The sequence below is a fragment of the Acetobacter aceti NBRC 14818 genome (assembly GCF_000193495.2).
In the GTDB taxonomy this organism is placed as follows: domain Bacteria; phylum Pseudomonadota; class Alphaproteobacteria; order Acetobacterales; family Acetobacteraceae; genus Acetobacter; species Acetobacter aceti.
The window spans coordinates 3,104,646-3,124,150 of sequence record NZ_AP023410.1 but is presented as its reverse complement, the minus strand read 5'-3'; the positions used below and the strand labels follow the sequence as shown (position 1 = coordinate 3,124,150).

The following is a 19,505-nucleotide window of genomic DNA, read 5'->3' as shown; positions in this document are numbered from 1 at the left end:
TCCCTGCTTCAATAACGCAACACATTATGAGAGGTTTTCGGAACCTGCCATCACTCGCAAAAAAAATCAGAGCGTAAAGCTGAACGCCGAGCTGAAGACAGCGGCATTCTTGAAGACCGTGCTTCCGCCGGGCCGCTGGATATACTGGAAATCAGGCTGCACACTGATGCCGGGCATGACCTGGATCGTGTAGAAAAACTCATAGATGTTTTCATGAGACTGGATGCCATACGGCACACCGAAATTCGTCCCCTGGAACGGCAGCCCCGCAGCCTGAGACGCTTCCTGCTGCCTGATGGCCGAACGGCTGAACTCTGCCCACTGGAATGCAAACCCGACCATATCCTTCGGCCTGTTCCACCAGTGGCCAGTATCCATGATCACCCCGACAAGGTGATTCTTCATCGCCGAGGTCTGACCCGAGGCGTAACTGTACTGACCGCCGATGATGAAACCATTCATTGGTCCATCACCATGACGCACCAGCATCTGGTCGATCATGACCCACATGGAGGTCTGCCCGCTCTGACGCCGCGCAGGCTGTCCCGACGTCACCCAGGCATGACCGTAGATATCCCTGTACAGATCGTCATATTTTGAATTGTCATACATCGCGCCGACCTTGTAGTGGCCGATCAGATGGTCTCTTCCGAATTCCGGAATCCACCCCAGTTCCACTTCCGTCGAAAGCTTTCCAAGTCCCGGCTGCGCCCATGCCCAGCCAGAGATACCGCCGTTATAGGCGTGGGGAGACACTGCAAACAGACCGCCCATAATGTAGAAATGCCTTGTCGGCATCAGACGCAGCACCGTCCCAATGTTACCCGACGGCCAGTCGCGACCACCATTCAGATATTTTGTCGGCGTGACGTTACCGCACATCCACACGTTCATGAATGAGCAGCCCCAAGGAGAGTTATTGAAGAACGTCCCAGTCGGAATCCAGCCCATCGCCAGATCAACCTTGTTGTGGTACATCGATTTTTCAAAATAAGCCCACACAAGATGGGCCACGACGTTACCACGCGCACCGTAAATCTGCTGCACCTGGTTGGCATTATCGCCAAACTCGGCACTCAGGTTTCTGCCGTGTCCGTTGACCGCCAGCATGTGCAACCAGAAATTGTCTGACCAGTGGCCAGCATTCAGAATTTTCTGCCAGTCAATATCCAGAGTGACACCAACCTGTCCGGCATCCGTCACGGTCTGCTTCTTGCCGCCGATGGGATTGCCCGAAAGACTCTCATAGACATTGACCGCTACGTAAACACCACGCTTCTGCAGCCACGGCTGAATGCCACCCCAGTCACCGAAAAGATGCGAAGTGCCGTAAGGCGGCCCGAATGATGGTGGTCCGTAGGGAGCCTGAAGAAATCCCGGGATCGACTGATAGAGGGGAACGATCTCCTGCCCCTCTCCATACATGGGAGGATTCGAGACATCGGGGGAAGGATCGTAGAATACGTTGCCTTTCTGGGGCTGATTCGTCTGGTGTGTATAGGGCGATCGCGCCGCAGCCTCATCAACAGAACCGACAGTCAGAAAGCACGCAAGCACACCTACGACAGCCTTGCGGATATCGAAACGGAGCATTTGGGTTGTTTTCAACATGACGGTCTGCCGTGACATAATTTTTCCTTATTGGGGCGTAGCTGCTCCGTCACAAAACATGACAAAACATTTCCATACAAAAATATTTCCGTAGGGAGGCTCAGCAAGAGTCCATAAAGCGCCTGTTTTTATCTGTGTAGTGCTCAGTGAAGAAGTGTTGGCACTGTGTCTTAAGTGTCACGCAGGTTCAGGCTTCCGTCAGCAGTCATGCAGGCTGCAAATTTCACGGAGCATGACCGAAATATATAAAACAACCCGCCTGACGGTAAAAAACGTTCCCAATCGGATGACTATACAACCCGAAAATTGTGACCTTTTTATGGTTCTTCCGCACTTTTCGTGATGATGTTTTTTGATTATGCGGGCTGAAGGACACGCGCCCTGAGGAGTTCGAAGCCTGCTCTTCCGAACATGGTTCGCTTGATCATTTTCAGTCGGCTGATCTGTCCTTCAACCGGGCTGGTTGTCCAAGGTGTGACAAGAGACGCTTCAATGGCAGCCGCATCCCGTTCAAGCGCGGGAATCAGACGTGACAGCAGCGTCGTCTTTCCTTCTTCCAGCAGAGCCTTCAGATCGCCTCCCGTGCAGGTGTCACCCCTTTTACAGAGCAGGGTCTGCATTTTCCTGAGCCAGCAGAGTGTGACGGCAAGGTGCGGTTCAGCTTCCAGAAGGGCAGGAACCAGCAGTCCCTCCTGTCCGGCAGATAACGGATCCTCTGCGAGGAGAAGCCGCGCAAGTCTGCGTCCCCGAGGTGCAACGACATGCGCGGAAGGAACGAGTTTCGCGGAACATCCCTGTCGCGTCGCCACCCATTTCCAGACGGTGCCATATTGTCCTGCAAAGCCCTGCTCCAGGAGTTCCCGCCATAGCTGACGACTATTGCGACATCCTTCGGACCATCTCTTTTCCAGGTGGGCTGTGTAAGGCACGAGTATGCTGCGTGACGGAACCGTTCTTTTCCATGGTGGTGCATGGCCCCGCTGAAACCAGCGCCGCACGGTTTTTCTCTCTACCCCGATCGTTGTGGCGATAGCCTGAATGCTGTGTCCCGCTGTTTTCAGGGCAAGAGCTTCCTTGAAAAGAATGTCACGCCGTTCCCCAGAGGCTGACCTGACGACCGCCTGCGCCTCTTCTGGATGCGCTCTGATTGTTTCAGATATTTTGCTTACGACCGTTGATACGTTCATCTGTCGTGTCAGGGTCCTGACAGTCGTCGTAAAACGGTCCAGAATGCTGACAAAAGCGTCTGACAGGTTCTTCAGCAGATGCCAGCGGTCTGTCACCTGAAGAGCGGATGGTGCGCCTCTGCGGCATCCGTCTGCATAAGTACCGGCACGGTCTCTGGCAATGATTTCAATACCGGGGTGGACCTGCAGCCATCGGGCAAGGGTATCAGCGTCCCGATCTGGCAGGAGGTCAATGACATCATTTTTCTCAAGATCGACCACAATCGTTCCATAGTGATGTCCCCGCCGCCATGCCCAGTCATCCACCCCCACCACACGTGTAAGGGCCGTGCCTTTTGTGGTGTTCTGCACACGTGAGAGAAGACGGCGGACAAGAGTATCCGCGCTGATGGGGCAACACAGGCGCACGGTCATTCGTGCTCCAGCGGAACCGCCCAGGGTGTGGGCGATATAATAATGAAGATCGGCAAGACGTGTGGTCTGTCTGCCATGACGCACGGTTATCCCCTCAAGGGGCATGACAAACGTCCGACGTGGACAAAGCATCGTCTGGCAGAAAAAGCGCGGCACAGAAACGATCAGCGTGGCTGGACGGCCCTGCCATGGAAGATCCGCGAGTTTTCTCTGATAGAAACTGTGAATGCGTTGTGTCGGGCACTGACAGTCCGGACACACTGCACTCCGTTTTCGCAGACCGACTTCGATCTCCACTCTGTTATCCAGTGCAACAACACGACGAACGACGAGGGAACGGGGAAGATCAAGAGACCGAAGGCGTGACACTGGGGAATATCCATGAAAGTGAACGACTTTCTGGATTTCCCAGTTCCGGAACCTCAGTACAAGATACCCATCACGAAAAGTGCGGAAGAACCCTTTTTATATACTAATACGCTACGAATGAACCGATATCAGGGGAATTACCATTCTCTTTCCCTATCCAAAGGCCGGCTTCTCCCTTCAACGATACGATCACGCAAAAGTTCAATCCTTCGCCGCACCAGAAGTATCTTTGATAACACAAGGAACGCCCGCCACGCTCAGGACAACTTTCCGAGCCTGTGCGGCGATAGCCTGATGCAGCCAGCCAGCCTCATCCCTGAAACGGCGCGCCAGCGCATTCTCTGGCACAATACCCAGACCGACCTCGTTACCAACCAGCACCGTCAATGCCTTCCGGTCGGAAAGCGCATCGAGCAGCCGCTTTTTCGCAACAGAAATATCACGCTCCGCCATCAGAAGATTTGTCAGCCACAGCGTCAGGCAATCGACCAGAACCGGCGCATCTCCCGCCGCGACCAGCGCATCCGCCAGTTCCAGCGGTTCTTCAACCGTGCGCCAGCCCTCGCCCCGATCAGCCTGATGACGAACGATGCGCTCCTGCATCTCCGCATCCCACGCCTGCCCCGTGGCCAGATAAATCCACGGTGCGGGAAGCTGTTTCACCACGCTTTCGGCGTAGCGACTTTTGCCGGAACGAACGCCGCCCAGAACCAGTTCAATCATTGCCCTTGCCCTCCGAAAACGGCATGTCTCTATCCATGAGCACGCCCCCTTTTGCAGACATAGACAGTCTGCGCGCCCTGTGTCGCGAACCCGCATTGAGCGATCCCATCGCCATAAACCAGATTGCCGAACGTGAGGCCACACTCACCAAACCGGCCGGCAGTCTCGGGCGACTGGAAGAACTGACCTCATGGCTTGGCGCGTGGCAACGGCGCAGCACTCCGCGACTTGAACGCGTCCAGACGATCATCTTCGCAGGCAATCACGGCGTCGCAGCGCAGGGCGTCTCGGCATGGCCATCGGATGTGACCGCCCTGATGGTTCAGAATTTCCGTAATGGTGGTGCGGCCATCAATCAGCTTTCCCGGTATGCCGGGACAACCCTGACTGTGGAAACGCTGGAAGATCTTCGCCCAACAGCGGATTTCACGCAGACCGCCGCCATGGACGACGAGACGTTTCTGCGGACGCTCACGCGCGGATTCAATGCCGTTTCACCCGAAACAGATCTGCTGTGCCTAGGCGAAATGGGCATCGGCAACACAACACCTGCCGCGGCTCTTTCGGCTGCACTCTTCGGTGGCGACGGAAAAGAGTGGGCCGGGCGCGGTGCAGGCAATGACGATGACGCCATGCTCCGCAAGATTTCCGCCATCGACCGTGCGCTGGAACTCCATCGTAGCTCTTTCGCCGACCCACTACAGATCGCACGGCGACTGGGCGGTCATGAACTCGCGGCCATCATGGGAGCCGTCATTGCCGCAAGAATGCATGGTATTCCCATGCTTCTGGACGGTTTCGTCTGCACGGCCGCCGTCGCTCCCCTTTATGTCCTGCATCCTGAAGGGCTGACGCACTGCCGGATCTCGCATTGCTCTGCCGAGCCCGGCCACATACGCCTGGCGACTCTTCTGGGGCAAAAACCGCTTCTGGATTTTGGTCTTCGTCTGGGGGAAGCATCCGGCGCCACGCTTGCCGTGCCGTTGATTCGGGCGGCGCTTGCCTGTCATACCGGCATGCATACCTTTGCCGAGGCCGGGATTGCCGGATAATCGCAACAACAGATCGATTTCGGGACGTGTCGCCGCCGACCTTCTCGCGGCTCTTGGCCTGTTCACACGCCTGCCCCTGCACTGGCTCGAAAAACACGCGGCAGACGTCGATCTTCGCCGTTCGATCTGGGTCTGGCCGCTTACAGGCGGCCTGATTGGCGGGCTGACGGCATGCGCCATGTGGCTTGGCTCTGCCGCACACCTTCCTCCGGCTGTCTCGGCTATCTGCGCTGTCATGGTGCAACTGCTGATCACAGGCGGATTGCATGAGGACGGGCTTGCGGATTGTGCCGACGGACTGGTCGGCGGCAGAACGCCGGAGCGCCGTCTGGATATCATGCGGGACAGCCGTATCGGTTCCTATGGAGCTCTGGCGTTGGGCACTGCGGTTGCGCTCCGCTGCGCCTGTATAGCTTCCCTGCCCGCAACTCTCCTGTTTCCATCACTGATTCTGGCAGGCAGTCTCGCGCGTGCGACCATGCTACTGGAACTGAAGTGGGGAAAGTCCGCGCGACAGGATGGGCTTGCCAGCGCCCTGTTTCCTCTGCCTCCCCGACCTTTGGCAGCGGCGCTCCTTACGCCGTTGCTGCTTGCGATGATGCTGATCCCTGCTGATAAAATCGTTGCTCCATTTGCTGCGAGCCTATTTGCGACCTTTCTGATGCATCGATTCAGTATGCAAAAGATTGGCGGGTTTACCGGCGATATCCTTGGAGCAGAAGCCGTGCTTGCGGAGCTTGCTGTGCTTGTCACCCTGACCGCGCAGGCCGGATAAAACGCCATGAATATTTATAATATTTTCAAAAAAACCGAAAAATACAGCTCTTATTAAAATTCTACTCTGCGGGCCTTACCCTGAACTGAACAAAGCGATCTATGGGATTAACTTCACCATACCCAAGGGCATCGCAGGCACACTCAGATCGACATTCTTTCCGGCAACAAGAGCCTCCAGAACGCGCAAAGGTCCGCCATGCGAGAGGATTGCGCACGATGGACCAGCCTCACACTCGTTCCAAAAATTCGTGACCCGAGCGATCAGTTCCTGACCGCTTTCACCTGCGGGTGGAGCGAACTCCAGTAAATCCGCAGCCCATTCATCAAGGGCGTTGCGCGGAATAGCGTCCCAGGGATACATTTCCCACTCCCCAAAACTGATTTCTCTCAGGCGCTCATCCAAACGCAATTCACACTGCGTACGCGCAGCCACCCATTGAGCGGGAATACGACAACGCGCCAAGGGAGAAGCAAACAGCTTTCGGATGCCTGTTTTTCGCAGGGAAGCAGCCAATTGAGAGGCAAAATCCTCCCAACCGACAGCAAGCGCGACATCTGCCTGACCATAACAGATGCCCTGCGGCGCCTCTACAGGCGGATGCCGGGCAAGGCATCGAATAACCATAAGACCTGCCTGGGAGGTCTTATTACATCCGGGACAAAGGCATTTCGAAGTGATGGTCTGGTTTGTCACCCACCATCGACAGAATACCAAAATTATCTGACACGAGCTTGAAGGAGAGCGTTACGTTGTTCTGAATGCCGCTCCACTCATCAGCGCTTTTCTGCGACAGGGAGAAAGTATCCTGACCGGACTTCTGCAGGTTCTGCGGCAGATGCACAATGAGACGGCTTGCCGGACCGGCGGCCCGATTGGCAACGATTGTCACGACCGTGCCCATGGAAGACCAGTCACCTGAGAAAAATGCTGCTGAGTGAACAGCTTTTTCGGTAGCTTCTGCTTTCGGGGCGGCCTGGGCCGGTGCATTTAACCCGAAAGACAAACCACAGACAATGACCGAGCCGGCAGCGGCAAAGCGTAAGCGCATGATGTTACATCCTTGTTTGTCCGGACATCAAAAAACAAACAAGTTTCTCCAGACATCCCGACCTGAAACAGTTCTCAGCAAGAGATGTGCCTTACCTCCCCCGCCACGTCCACCCTATCCAGTTCAGACAATCCCCCAGACAGACGCACAGCAGCGGATTACGAGGTCCACATCACAAAAAGTCACCCGCAGACGCGGGATCCTTCCAGACGGCCCTGTTTTTCATGTTCTCTAAAAAAAAAATTCGTGATCTGTCATCACAGAGGGGCATCGGGCCTATCGAACTGGGCAATCTCCCGGATTCAGAGCGCCGGAAATTATGGGAGACGGTGAAATTCTCCCGGTGTGCCCTGGTCGGTTTCCACACGGGCCGCCACCCTGTCCACACGCAGGCTGAACAGTTTTGGCAGGGATGTATCGGGGTTTGGACAGTTTCCGGAATGCTTTTCCATCACGTCGATCATCGTGGCGGTTGGAGGACTGTTGCCGTTCACAATGAACAACAGACAGTCCGGACGATCCCCCGTCATGCCATTGTGCGTAATGGTCTGCCGCAGATGCCTGACCAAAGCCGTATCATCAAACCAGCTCGCCGGTTTGAAAGTATACTGATCGACAAGGCGGTCCATAAAGCCTGATTTGGCCAGAACAATCATCAGGAGACTGAGGGGCAGAACCAGAATCAGGCGACGCAGGATATGCTGCTTCAGGGAGCGTCCCTTGAAAGGACCACTCGTGAAGCGACGCGGACCTTTGCCTGATTCCGGTGTGACTGGAGACGTCATCAAGTATTTTCTTTCCAGACAAATCCGTCGCGCGCCAGCAACTCATCTGACGAGGCCGGTCCCTGCGTTCCGGCAGGATAGATTTCAAGAGGCCGGATGTTCTCTTCCCAGCCATGAAGAATCGGCTCAATCCAGCGCCAAGATGCCTCGACCTCATCCCGTCGGATAAACAGAACCTGATCACCACGCACGGCGGCCATCAGCAGATCCTCGTAGGAATCCGGGTAACGGGTGTTGAAAGCCTTCACATAATCCACATCCAGCACGGCTTCCCTGAGTCGATATTGCTCCGATGCAGGATCCTTGCTGGCAAGGGACAGGGAAACACCCTCATTCGGCTGGATGCGCAGCACAAGCTGACTGGGCTCGGGGTTGTCGGTAAAAATAGCCCACGGCTGCGGACGGAACTGGATGACAACCGTCGTTTCCTTGCGGGCCATCTGCTTGCCGGTGCGGATATAGAACGGCACACCGGCCCAGCGGGCAGTCCGGATTTCCGCCCTTATGGCAAGATAGGTTTCCGTCGTGCTCGTCGGCGCGCCAAGATCATCCAGATATCCAGGAATCAGCTTGCCATTGACATGGCCCTCGCCATACTGAGCGCGCACGGTATCAGTCGCAATATCATGATCCGACATCGGCTTCAGGGCCCGCAGGATCTTCAGCTTTTCATCTCTGAGATCCATGGCTGAAAAAGCCGTTGGCGGCTCCATGGCAACAAGGCTCAGCACCTGCAGCAGATGATTCTGCACCATGTCGCGCAGGGCGCCTGCACTATCATAATATGGTCCGCGCTTACCCACGCCCACCGTTTCGGCGGCGGTAATCTGCACATGAGCAATGGAATCTGTGTTCCACACACGTTCAAGGATCGGGTTGGCGAACCGCAGCGCCAGAATATTCTGCACGGTCTGCTTGCCGAGATAATGGTCTATGCGAAAGATCTGCTCTTCCGTGAAATGCTGACCAACACCATCGTTGATCTCAGCTGCCGTGGCCTGATCCGTACCGATCGGCTTTTCCAGAACGATCCGGCTGCTTTCTGTGATCAGCTCGTTATGAGCAATTGCATCTGCGGTCGGAACATAGAGTTTCGGAGCTGTCGCTACATAAAAGACCCGCGGACGGTCCCTTTCCGTGGAAAGCTGGGCTCTCAGCCCGGTCCAGTCCGCGTCCTTATCCGACATGTCGAGCGAGACATATTCCACCAGCCCCAGAAAATCCTGGATTGTGGCGTCATCATAGGAGGAGGTCGCAACGAAACCCTTCAGAGCCTCATGGGCGCGCGCCCGATAGTCTTCGACGCTCAATCCGGAACGGGCGACTCCGATAATTTTTGTGCTTTTCTCGATCTGCCTGCGCCGGAAACACTCATAAAAAGCGGGAAGGAGCTTACGCATGGTCAGATCGCCGGTCGCTCCGACGATAACAAAATCGAAGGCAACAGCACCCGAATTGTCCCGCTTTCCACCGGCGTGAATCTTGCTGGATGAGCCAGTAGCATCCATCCGTAGCGGCATAGCGACCTCCATTACATTCCATCATCCATGATGTGCGCCTACGCACTCAAACAAGGACAACAGGCCAGCCCCTCCCAGGTTCATTCATGAGAGTTTATTGGCCTCAGATTGACCAGCAAATCACAACGAAAGCAATCCTCTGAAAGCTCCAAACAGTCCCTGTACATCATTCTTAAAGAAACATTATCCTGTGCTCATGGAGAGGAATTTCAGGCGCCGAGAAAGACTTTATCACTATTTTTTCTTTTTAAAACATAAAGTTATGCGATACCAGCCCTTATAACACCCTAATTACGGACTACCGTCCCCTGCCGACTGACCATATAAGGGCCGCTATCTGCGGCTATTCAGCCGCTTCGATCCACGGAAACTCTAGAGGAAACCATGTCTGACGTCCCTTTTGATATTGATGACGATGCTGCCGCCAGCCGCGCTCGCCAGGCTGCTGATCCGGAATCAAACGTAGGTGGTATTGCTGCAGACCGGCTGAGAAGCATCATCGAGCGGGTGGAACGTCTTGAAGAAGAGCGCAAAGCTCTGGCCGGGGATATTAAAGATATTTTCAGCGAGGCAAAATCTGCAGGATTTGATGTGGCGACCATCAAACAGATTTTACGATTGAGGAAAAAAGAGCCTTCTGAAATTGAAGAGCAGGAAACACTGCTTGATATCTACAAAAGAGCCCTTGGAATGTAATATTCCCTTTCAATAAAAAAACAATCCTATGCTTGTAATTTCAAAATATATCAGGCATAGGAATTTAAATATATAAAAACAATTATCATTTTTCAATAAATATATTCTTGTATTTCATTTAAAATACTTTGAAAGAAACAAAAAATCTCTCTGAATATAGGATAATATTTCTAAAAAAATTCTCCAGAAATCAGGGGCTCTATAAATACGTGTCGTTAAATTCGACTGCCACTTAACTCGTTATTAACAAATGTTTCGTTATTTAGACAAAAGCACACTTTTTTTCGCAGAGACATAGGCATGAGTTCGTCCAAAAACACGCTCCCGCTACCAATATGGGGACCACAAAGTCGGCAGGACACACCTGTCGAGTTTCTGACGCAATCAAACTCTTCAAAGAGAGAAATCTCGCACGCGTCAGCCTTTAAAGGCATCGCTGTCGGTGCTGCCTTCTCCATGCCATTCTGGGTCGGTGTCGTATGGTTTGTAAGTAGGTTCCATTGACAAAAGATGGTAGTCACAGCTTGATGGGTACGAAATCGAGAAAGCCATAGAGCTTTTCATGCCTGCTATAGCATGTGACAATATGTCAGCATTGCTTCAATCTATTAAATATCCGCTGTACGGTTTGAAGACCAGCACGAAAAAGCTATTGCTGGTATTTTTTTCAGGTCAACAACTCCCATAATATGAAGAATTACTGTATAATTCCACATATATACAAAATTTACATACATATCAATTTGATATGTATGTAATATACAAAGGTTATTATAAGAGGGATGGCAGCGTTAGTGACAAAAGAGAGGTTAAAACAAAAAGCACAACCTCCTTCATTTCTGGATCAGAAAAAAATCAGCATTCCCAATTCAAATAAATGCATAAAAATTATACAGTTTATAACACCTCAAAGCATACTGAACCGCAGCGCCTCTTCTCAAAGAAGACATTTCCCCAACATGTCGACAGAACATGGAAGAGCCAAATTCAAAACTTCATATTACATGCGATAGCCAAGGCTAACCTGCCTGACTGCATCTAACTGTAGGGTAAGTCAGTAAATTTACTGGCCCGAAAAGCTGCACTTTCAAAATTCATGTGTGCTCATTTTCATGCAACAGAATGCTCCGTGTGACGATAGGCAACAGGGACAACGTGGTATCAATCCGTATGCCCGCAGAACGCACAAGACGAAGTCATCAGTTTATCAATTCGGCAACTTCATTTCATGATGAATGCTTCAGAAAAACATTCATAGTCAGAAAAACCGTTCATAGATTGTAATAACATCACCCGGGGCGAGATAAGTCTCTTCCGAAATCTTGCCCTTCATCGGACGACCATCTGGGGTTCCTTCTGTTCGAACCACACTCGCCGGATTTTTTATGGCTCGATAGGTATATCCCCCAGCAAGTGCCACCACTGTCTCCATGGTCATTCCAGGAAGATAGTTATATTGACCGGGTTTCTGTACCTCTCCAAGAACAAATACCGGCCTGTATTGCATCACCTCCACTGAAACACTTGGTTTGTGCAATAGACCACGTGTTCCCAGTTGATTGCCCAGAAACGTAGCAAAGTCCGATGGTGTCTGGCCGGCTGCTGTAACAGTTCCCAATAAAGGAAACGCTATCGTCCCTGCATCACTGACAGAAAATGAATTACTTAATTGAGGGTCATTATATGTCAGAATCCGGATCTGATCTCCGGCTCCCAGATGATAGGAGCCAGTCACGGGAGGGATCGGTTTCAATCCATGTGTTGGAGAACATGCGGCCAAAAGCAGGCCAGATATGCCGACCAACACAAAGCGCTGTATGAGACTTGTCGACATTCTGTAATCGCACTCCATTGCAGAGAGAAGAAGGAAAGAATCAAACCGACTGTAGCAGTCGATTAACGCGCAAAAGCCACACCAAACGTTATGGAATTGTTTGTGAATGTGGCATGAGAAAAACCGTTATCTAGCACAGCCGGCACGCCATGCTTTGTGTAACTGGAAGTATGACTATAATTCAAAGTGAATTTAATATCGCGTGTAAATTGCCAATCCAACGCAGCTCGGAAGCCGATCTGATTTTGTTGTCGTGATCTAGTTCCCGCAGTAGATGACCGAGAATCTGTGCGCGCATACGACACGCCTCCATGGAAAAATACATCCTTTCTCAACTCACGATCCCAAATAATTTGAGCACTTGACATCACCTGATTACGTGAAAAAGGAGAAGTCGGGTCAAACAACCCCCTCTGACCAGAAAATGTCAAGGTATTCAGTTTATCCGGCATCCATAATATCTGCGCTTCTGCTGTTGGCGTCGTAACAGGGTTACCTCCTCCCCGTGTAAAACGACGCGTTTCTCCTCCTGCCAACAAACGATACTGCAAAACAGGATCAGCACGAAGATCAATACCTACAAAACCGCCTCCACTGACATAATCATTTGACAATTGTCCAGCATGAGGAGTGAATTGCGCTTCAGATCCCCGCAAGACCGCTACGAGTGCATTACTTTTAGAAATTTCGAAACGTCCTTGAAGCACTTGCATTTCCAACTGATGACTCAAAGAACCTAGATTTCGTGAAGCTGCTGGTAAATTCCCCTGACTCTGCCCAAAAGAATAATTGTCGTATGAAGCAGTTGGAATAAGGGCGAAGCGTGTCCAATTTTTGTGATAGCTCATCCTTACATCGTCTGTGCTGTAAGGCACAGGGTAACCAACTCCGAAGTTACCTAAATCCGTTGCGGATAAATGTCTCAGAGAATGAGTATACCCTAGAGACAGCATGTCACGCCGAAGATTAAGCATCCCTCCCGCAGCAGCAGACCAGTCTGTGTAATTAGCAGCGCTTATTGATGGATAAGCCTGATTCGTTACTGACATGGACGCTCCAATAGCATGTCTTGACCAGTTCGAATTCACGCCTAGTCCGGCCGACGTAACGAGCGAAGCACTAGAAGTATGAGGAGCACCCAGAATACTCGTTCTATAACCGAACTGTTGAGATGCCGTAGGCTTCAGGATATAAGCTCCAACAGGGATACCAGTGTGTCTATGCTGTACAACTTCTCTCAGAGAAACATTCCCTGTCGAATCTGCAGAATAACCTGGCAATTCACTTGGAAAATATTGCTGAGCAAGCTGAGCCTGTGCAACCGGGACACATAGAACCGTCCATGCCAGTATAAAAAACAACAGTATATTAAATAAAAGCTTTATTTTCCTTTTATTTTCATTTCGGCATCGGAGTTTGGAAATCATATTCAGGATACACGTTCAGACGAAATCATTGGCACATGCAAAATCTCAGCATACACATCTACGTACCGCCGAGCCACATCCTTCCAGTCGTAGCTTCGAGCGCCTGCAATGGCAAAAGCTCTCGCATCCGCCATGGTTTTAAAATCAGTTTGCCGAGCTTCCATTTTAGCAGCCAGACCTGCCATATCATTTTCTTCCAGCAACAGCCCTGCACCCGTCTTCCCAACAAGACGACGAAACGGAGCTATCCCACTGAGAACCGGAATAAGACCAGCCGACATGGCTTCCACTGCGGCCAGACCAAATCCTTCATGATCTGAAAAGCTTGCAAACCAACTGGCGAAAGCAAGAGCAGCACGCAACTCTTCATCGGAAGGCTCTGCGATAAACTCTACAGCATCCTGCACGCCGACACGTTTCGCAATTTTTCCCAGATCTGAAACAGACTGTTCCGCAGGTCTTCCAGCGATAATCAGCTTCCATTCCGAATTCTGTTTTTTCAATTCCGCCAGAAGATCAAACAAACGATCAAGACGTTTATGCGGCGAAAACCTTCCGAAGCTTATCAGTGTGCGAACAGGTGTCTTTGAAGCCGCATCAGAAAATTTCGACTGATTGATCCCATTCTCAATGGTAATCAGACGACCTTTTGCCACGCTGGCAAAAATATCCGCATCATTCTGACTGCAGGCCACAACTTTGTCATATGCCGCGATGCTTGCCCGCGTCAGCGTTGCGAACCATAGCTTCTTGAGCTTTGCATAAGCGCCACTATGAAAAAAACCACCATGCGTCGAAACAACAAGAGGCTTTCTGGCCAGAAACTTTGTCAGTGCAAAGAAATCAAAGAAAAAATCAATTGCATGCACATGAATGAGGTCAGCCCCACCGATATGCGCAATCACGCTGGGAGCCAGCGGATACCGTGAGGACCCACACCAAGGAATCCGCGTGACCGGAATACCCTGTATGGATTCACGAGGCGGCAGTACCCCCTCCCTGTTAAACACTGTGTTCAGTGTGATGACCTGAGCGTCAATGCCCATAGCCCTTTGTTCAAAAGCAACGCTCAGAACAGAATCTTCCAGCCCTCCCACTGAGGGACTGAATTGTCTCACAACATGAATAATTTTCACGCAGTAACGTCTTTCACGCTTGACGCCGATGGGCGATCAGGCGGGTTTCCTGTCGGGTCAACTGAGCGCCGCAAAGAAGATTGAAGGATCCACTGTCAGTGCCTGTCACAACAAACCCTGACAGTCTGGCTCCATAAAGCCTTAGACGCTCAATACATGCAGCCGTTGTTTCTCGAGACGTGCGTCCCCAGCGACAGACAAAAAGCGTCTGATCCGCCACAGAAGCCATCGACAGACCTCCAGCTGTCACACCCAATGGCGGCGTAACAAGAACGATTACACGATAAGAGCGGGAAAGATCACGAAACAGATCCTGCAATTGTGAAATCTCGGCCCGGTCGAAGATATAGCCACGCGGTGTGCCGGCGGACATGACATCACAGCCTCGGCCTTGATCCCGCACAATGACGTTCCGGGCTGCGACTTTTCCCTGCAGAACATCTGAAAGCCCAAGAGAACCACCTGCCTTATTTCGATCAAGGCCAACGCGGCGACTGAAATCGGTATCAATGACCAAGGCCGTTTCGCCAGCTTCCTCTGTGGCTGCAGCGAGCCATGAAGCCAGCGTCATCTTTCCATCGCCAGGGAGTGCCGAGGTTATCGCGACAATCCTCGCATCGCCACTACGCGATCCACCACTGGCCATGGAAAGCTGAGCTCCCAGCTGCCTCACAGCTTCCGCGGGCATAGAGAATGGATGGTCCCGCATAAGATCGACGGGAGATTTTTTCCGACCCGCCTGTATCCGAGGAAAAACAGCCAGCAAAGGCATACCGCCAAAGCCCCTGAATTCATCCAGATCAGTGAAGCCTGACGAAAAGAAAATCCGCAGCGCGACCGCACCCACGCCACCAACAAGAGCAAGGACAATCACGCCCATCATCAGCTTCTTGCGATTGGGAAAAGTAGCCGTTGCCGGAACCGCTGCATGTGAGACAAACATGATGGGTGGCTGAAGAAGAGCGACGCGATCCGTCAGTTGCTTGGCCCGCTCAAGAAAAGCCTCATATATGCTGCGTGCGCTTTGTGATTCCTGATCGAGGGTGCGGTATTCCGCCTGCGCGCCACTCTGCTTGCCTGACTGGACGCGAAGACGATCAAGATCTGACGTCAATTGGTCAACATCGGCCCGCGCAGAAGCAAGTTCTCCATTGATCGAAAGGAGAGCCCTATGGGTGGCGGCGGCCAGATTCGCACGACTGCTGGCAATCTGTCTGTCAAAAGCGATAACGTCTGGGTGGTTGGGACCGAAAGAAGCGCTCTTCTGCGCCCTCTGACTTTCTTCCTGCATCAGCGCCGTCGCCGCCGCCACCACAAGAGGCTGTTCACCCAGAGACAGAAGTGTCTGCGGATCACCGCTCTGTATGGCAGCTTTCAAGGTGGATACCCGCGCTTGGGCAGCCGCGTAACGCGTCTGCGCCTGCCCCAGACTGACCGCCATGTCGGAGATCTGATGTTCGACAAGCGGTGATCCGCCCGTAGTGTTGACCAGGGCATGCTGGACATTATAGGCGCTGGCGGCCCCCTCTGCTTCCAGCCAGCGCTGACGAAGCGCCGTAGTCCGGTCATCCAGCCATTCCGCTTCACGCTGCAGATCGCTTCGTTGCTGATTCAACGCCAGCTTCTGGTAGTTGGTGACAAACGCATTTGCCACAGCCGCCGCCCGTTCACCTGTATCGGCTTTTGCCGTCACCGTAAGAATACGGGATCTTGGCACCGGCTCCACCGTTACACTAGCCAGAAGGCCATCAATCTGGCGATCAATGACTCCAGCACTATTGCTTGCTGTTTCCGTCCCGGCAGCGCATCCCAGTCTGACACCATGTTCACACAGAAAATGATGCCAGTTATGCGATACCGGCGCAGGCGGCGGCGGAAGCTCCTTCAGAACCAGGGCTGCTACATCTCGTGAGGCAATTAATGCTGACTGTGTGGCAGGTTCATCATCTTCAATAGACTGGCTTGCATCTGATGACTGCGCCATCGGGTCCACAACATGCGTTGTGACAACCACGGTTGCAGGGGCCATAAAAGAACGCTTCAGTGACAGCACCGCCACTGCACCCAGAAGAAAAATCCCCAAGGCGACAGTGCTGAACAGATAACGGTGCCGCCACCCCATCGACAGATAACGCATTGTGAGGCCATACGCCCCTACGGCTACTGGAGGCGGTTCAGCTCTTGGCTGCTCGAAAGTGCAATCCAGTGGTCGATCAAGCATGCCAGAAAGATCCTAAACCCAACAAAATTTTATCAGTGTTCTCACGTCCCTGCGGATTACACCATTTTTTTACCAAGCAGGGCGCATAACCGCCACCATAGTACATACAGACCAAAACGAGGCAGCCCCAGCAGATATCGACGCCACAGCCTTGTTGGCTCACGGCTCAGTCTGACTAGCCATTCAAGCCCCAGATTCGCAACCCATCTGGGTGGGCGTGAAACGCGTCCGGCCGCATGATCAACAAGGGCTCCAGCCGTTATCGCCACCATTGGCGGCAGCCTGTCCCAGTTATCCCATAGCCACTGTTCCTGACGCGGCATTCCCATATTGAGCAGAAGCACCGATGGTTTCGCCGCTACAATCTTTGCGAGAACCGTCTCAGATTCCGGGCTGCCAGGAGTGGCGTCAAAAAAACCATGCTGAACACCCGCGGTCCGACAGCCATATTTCGCTGCAAAGGCAGCCGCGCCTTTTTCAGCAACCTCCTGCTCTCCGCCCAGCCAGAAAATATCTGCCTTCTCACCCAGAGCGGATAGCATGTTGCCAATCCATTCGGGTGGCGTTGTCCTGTGCAGATTCTTGCCCGTCAGGAACATTGAGGCCAACTGGACACCGGCACCATCGCAAAACGCGATTTCAGCCCTGTCAAAAAGCTCTCGTAGCCAAGGCTGCTTTTGAGAAAGCGTTACACAGTGGGCATTCGCGTTGATAACCCTCGCCGCACCCTTCTGCCTTACAGTCTCTATCAGACAGGCGACAATATCTTCACGAGGAATATCCATCAGGTTCAGCCCCATGACCCCGACGACCGGGAAATCATGGCCACAGAACCGTTTGTATTTTTCCTTGGGCGCAACATCAGAACGCATGACGACTGAAGACCTCCCTGATGATGGTCAGAATCATGATCCTGAAATCAAAAACAAGAGACCAGCGGCGGATATAATCAAGATCGTAAGCCACCCTCTTTTTCAGGTCGTCAATCGTGACAAGCTCACCACGGGCACCATTGATCTGCGCCCAACCGGTGATGCCGGGTTTGACATGATAACGCAAAACATATTCGGCCAGAGCGTCATCGAGTAGCAAACCGCCGGCACGCGTGTGAGGCGCATGAGGTCTGGGACCGACCAGCGACATTTCTCCCTTGAGCACATTCAGCAGTTGGGGAACCTCGTCAATACTCAGACGCCGCAACCATTTTCCGATACGCGTGACACGGGGATCGTCACGGCTTGTCTGACGTTCCGCCATGAGATCCGACATATGGGTATGCATGGAGCGGAACTTGTAGACCATAAATTCCCTGCCGTTCTTTCCGATCCGGGGCTGTCGAAAGAAAACAGGGCCTTTCGAATCACACTTTATGGCAATCGCAACGCCGATAAGAAACGGGAGGAGAAAGATGGAAACGCAGAGAGCCAGAATAAAATCGACAATCGCTTTCTCAATAAGCTGAACATCGGAGAGCGGTCGTCTCTGAATCACAAAGACAGCATTCTCACCCAGAAATTCGCAGGGAAGAACACGGTCAAAACCAGAGACGAGATTTGGAGTGACGTAAATATCCGAAAGCACAGGCTTCAGACCAACCGCTACAGTACGAACCCTGGCCTCCGCATCCCCCGCCTCTGGAAACGCCAGAATGATGGCGTGCAGCGCCTCCCGACGGCTCCTGTGAATCAGATTATCGAGCGTTCCATCCAGTTTTCGGTCAGCATCATAATGAGCAACATCGTCGAATTGACCGAAGAGAGAATAGGCCTGCCCTGCATCCGAACACAGGCGGTTCACCAGATCCGTTGCCACAGCTCCCGTTCCAACGATAGCAACCCGCCGGCGCAGCTTGGTCACGATGGAGGGCTGATGCAGGCAGAATGTCAGCACTGACCTTTCGACGGAAAGCGCAATACATGCAAACAGCGCCCACGCGGCAGCCATTTTCAGTGACACGAACCCATCCGACAACAGAATGGCCGAGAAACAGACATACGCAATGCATGCAGCAAAAACGGGCGTAACCAGATAGCGAATCTGCGCTTTGGCACGCCTGATTTTTGGAAAGGCAAGGAGTTTTGACTTTTTGGGGAAAAGACAGAAAACCATAACAGCGACCAGACTGGCCGCTTCCACGCCTCTTTCTCCAGAATGAGCAAAAGGGCCCTGCTCAAACCAGTCTGCAACCAGCGTCCCGGCTGCGACGGAAATGGCGTCCAGACAGCGAACGACCATCGCCAGAATACTGTGGAGATAAGGATAAGGTTCCCTCAATAACTGGCGTATAGCCGGGGCTTCCACCAATGGCTGAGTCTCCTCAATGCCAGAGGCCGCATAACCTGAATCCACAACCAAGCGTCGGTCACTCATCAGCATCCACTCTCCCGACACATAGCGGACGGCCTTACACCACCAAAACAGTCATCGTCACTGAACAGTTTGAAAAGATATAACTCTGCTGCAGATATCTCAAGGGAAGAAGGATAAATACCTGCGACGAAACTATTTGTAACCGCGCCTCTACACCATACGAAATGAATATTTCAAATCGTTGACGCCTATCTTTATATGGACACTGTAAAAAAAGCCGTGGACAGAAACGTCCAAAGATATTCGTTCAATGTTTATTCTAGTGTCTTATTAATCGTCCCCATCCACAGGGTATACATAAAAACGACTGGAATACCGTAGCATCCAGCCATTT

16 protein-coding genes are annotated in these 19,505 nt (G+C 52.4%); 3 read left to right on the top strand and 13 right to left on the bottom strand.

Going from position 1 to position 19,505, the window contains the following annotated elements; genetic code table 11:
* Positions 1–66 precede the first annotated feature (66 nt).
* From EMQ_RS14375 to cobU, 3 genes are all read right to left on the bottom strand, one after another.
* On the bottom strand, positions 67–1,629 hold the full coding sequence (locus tag EMQ_RS14375) for a carbohydrate porin (protein WP_010668320.1): 1,563 nt from the start codon (positions 1,627–1,629) through the stop codon (positions 67–69).
* A 338-nt stretch (positions 1,630–1,967) separates the two neighbouring features.
* Complete coding sequence (locus EMQ_RS14370; protein WP_035347742.1) at positions 1,968–3,581, bottom strand: ISL3 family transposase; 1,614 nt, start codon at positions 3,579–3,581, stop codon at positions 1,968–1,970.
* Between the two features lie 201 nt (positions 3,582–3,782).
* Positions 3,783–4,304 carry a bifunctional adenosylcobinamide kinase/adenosylcobinamide-phosphate guanylyltransferase gene (cobU, locus tag EMQ_RS14365; RefSeq protein ID WP_010665795.1) on the bottom strand — a complete coding sequence of 174 codons (522 nt, stop codon included), beginning with the start codon at positions 4,302–4,304 and terminating at the stop codon, positions 3,783–3,785.
* A 35-nt stretch (positions 4,305–4,339) separates the two neighbouring features.
* Here cobU and cobT point away from each other — a divergent pair, with 35 nt between their 5' ends.
* Positions 4,340–5,356: a nicotinate-nucleotide--dimethylbenzimidazole phosphoribosyltransferase gene (gene cobT / locus EMQ_RS14360; protein ID WP_010665794.1), complete on the top strand. Its 1,017-nt coding sequence runs from the start codon at positions 4,340–4,342 to the stop codon at positions 5,354–5,356.
* Complete coding sequence (cobS, locus tag EMQ_RS14355) at positions 5,346–6,131, top strand: adenosylcobinamide-GDP ribazoletransferase (RefSeq protein ID WP_010665793.1); 786 nt, start codon at positions 5,346–5,348, stop codon at positions 6,129–6,131. The genes cobT and cobS overlap by 11 nt, the downstream gene beginning before the upstream one ends.
* A gap of 99 nt (positions 6,132–6,230) precedes the next feature.
* Here the strand turns inward: cobS and EMQ_RS14350 are convergent, their stop codons facing one another.
* The 4 genes from EMQ_RS14350 to zwf all read right to left on the bottom strand — a co-directional run bounded on the left by EMQ_RS14350 (position 6,231) and on the right by zwf (position 9,475).
* Positions 6,231–6,758 (bottom strand): histidine phosphatase family protein, encoded by a 528-nt coding sequence (locus EMQ_RS14350; RefSeq protein WP_010665792.1) that lies wholly within the window; start codon positions 6,756–6,758, stop codon positions 6,231–6,233.
* Between the two features lie 22 nt (positions 6,759–6,780).
* Positions 6,781–7,182 carry a hypothetical protein gene (locus EMQ_RS14345; protein ID WP_010665791.1) on the bottom strand — a complete coding sequence of 134 codons (402 nt, stop codon included), beginning with the start codon at positions 7,180–7,182 and terminating at the stop codon, positions 6,781–6,783.
* A gap of 317 nt (positions 7,183–7,499) precedes the next feature.
* The gene (locus tag EMQ_RS14340) at positions 7,500–7,967 is read right to left on the bottom strand and encodes a hypothetical protein (RefSeq protein ID WP_018307806.1); all 468 of its coding nucleotides are present in this window, start codon (positions 7,965–7,967) and stop codon (positions 7,500–7,502) included.
* Positions 7,967–9,475, bottom strand: a complete 1,509-nt coding sequence (gene zwf / locus EMQ_RS14335) for a glucose-6-phosphate dehydrogenase (RefSeq protein ID WP_010669061.1) — start codon at positions 9,473–9,475, stop codon at positions 7,967–7,969. Before zwf ends, EMQ_RS14340 begins: the two co-directional genes overlap by 1 nt.
* Positions 9,476–9,871: 396 nt before the next feature.
* Here zwf and EMQ_RS14330 point away from each other — a divergent pair, with 396 nt between their 5' ends.
* Complete coding sequence (locus EMQ_RS14330) at positions 9,872–10,183, top strand: DUF2312 domain-containing protein (RefSeq protein ID WP_018307807.1); 312 nt, start codon at positions 9,872–9,874, stop codon at positions 10,181–10,183.
* A 1,258-nt stretch (positions 10,184–11,441) separates the two neighbouring features.
* Here the strand turns inward: EMQ_RS14330 and EMQ_RS14325 are convergent.
* From EMQ_RS14325 to EMQ_RS14300, 6 genes are all read right to left on the bottom strand, one after another.
* Positions 11,442–12,017, bottom strand: coding sequence for a polysaccharide biosynthesis/export family protein (locus EMQ_RS14325; RefSeq protein WP_031941639.1), 576 nt, complete (start codon positions 12,015–12,017; stop codon positions 11,442–11,444).
* A gap of 62 nt (positions 12,018–12,079) precedes the next feature.
* A complete protein-coding gene (locus tag EMQ_RS14320; RefSeq protein ID WP_081617489.1) occupies positions 12,080–13,444 on the bottom strand; it encodes an outer membrane beta-barrel protein in 1,365 nt (454 codons plus the stop codon).
* Positions 13,445–13,446: 2 nt separating this feature from the next.
* Positions 13,447–14,580, bottom strand: coding sequence for a glycosyltransferase family 4 protein (locus EMQ_RS14315; protein WP_026199994.1), 1,134 nt, complete (start codon positions 14,578–14,580; stop codon positions 13,447–13,449).
* 13 nt (positions 14,581–14,593) lie between these two features.
* On the bottom strand, positions 14,594–16,801 hold the full coding sequence (locus EMQ_RS14310; protein ID WP_231367914.1) for a GumC family protein: 2,208 nt from the start codon (positions 16,799–16,801) through the stop codon (positions 14,594–14,596).
* 56 nt (positions 16,802–16,857) lie between these two features.
* A complete protein-coding gene (locus EMQ_RS14305; protein ID WP_010665950.1) occupies positions 16,858–17,673 on the bottom strand; it encodes a WecB/TagA/CpsF family glycosyltransferase in 816 nt (271 codons plus the stop codon).
* Positions 17,663–19,171 carry an exopolysaccharide biosynthesis polyprenyl glycosylphosphotransferase gene (locus EMQ_RS14300; RefSeq protein WP_158306044.1) on the bottom strand — a complete coding sequence of 503 codons (1,509 nt, stop codon included), beginning with the start codon at positions 19,169–19,171 and terminating at the stop codon, positions 17,663–17,665. Before EMQ_RS14300 ends, EMQ_RS14305 begins: the two co-directional genes overlap by 11 nt.
* Positions 19,172–19,505 lie beyond the last annotated feature (334 nt).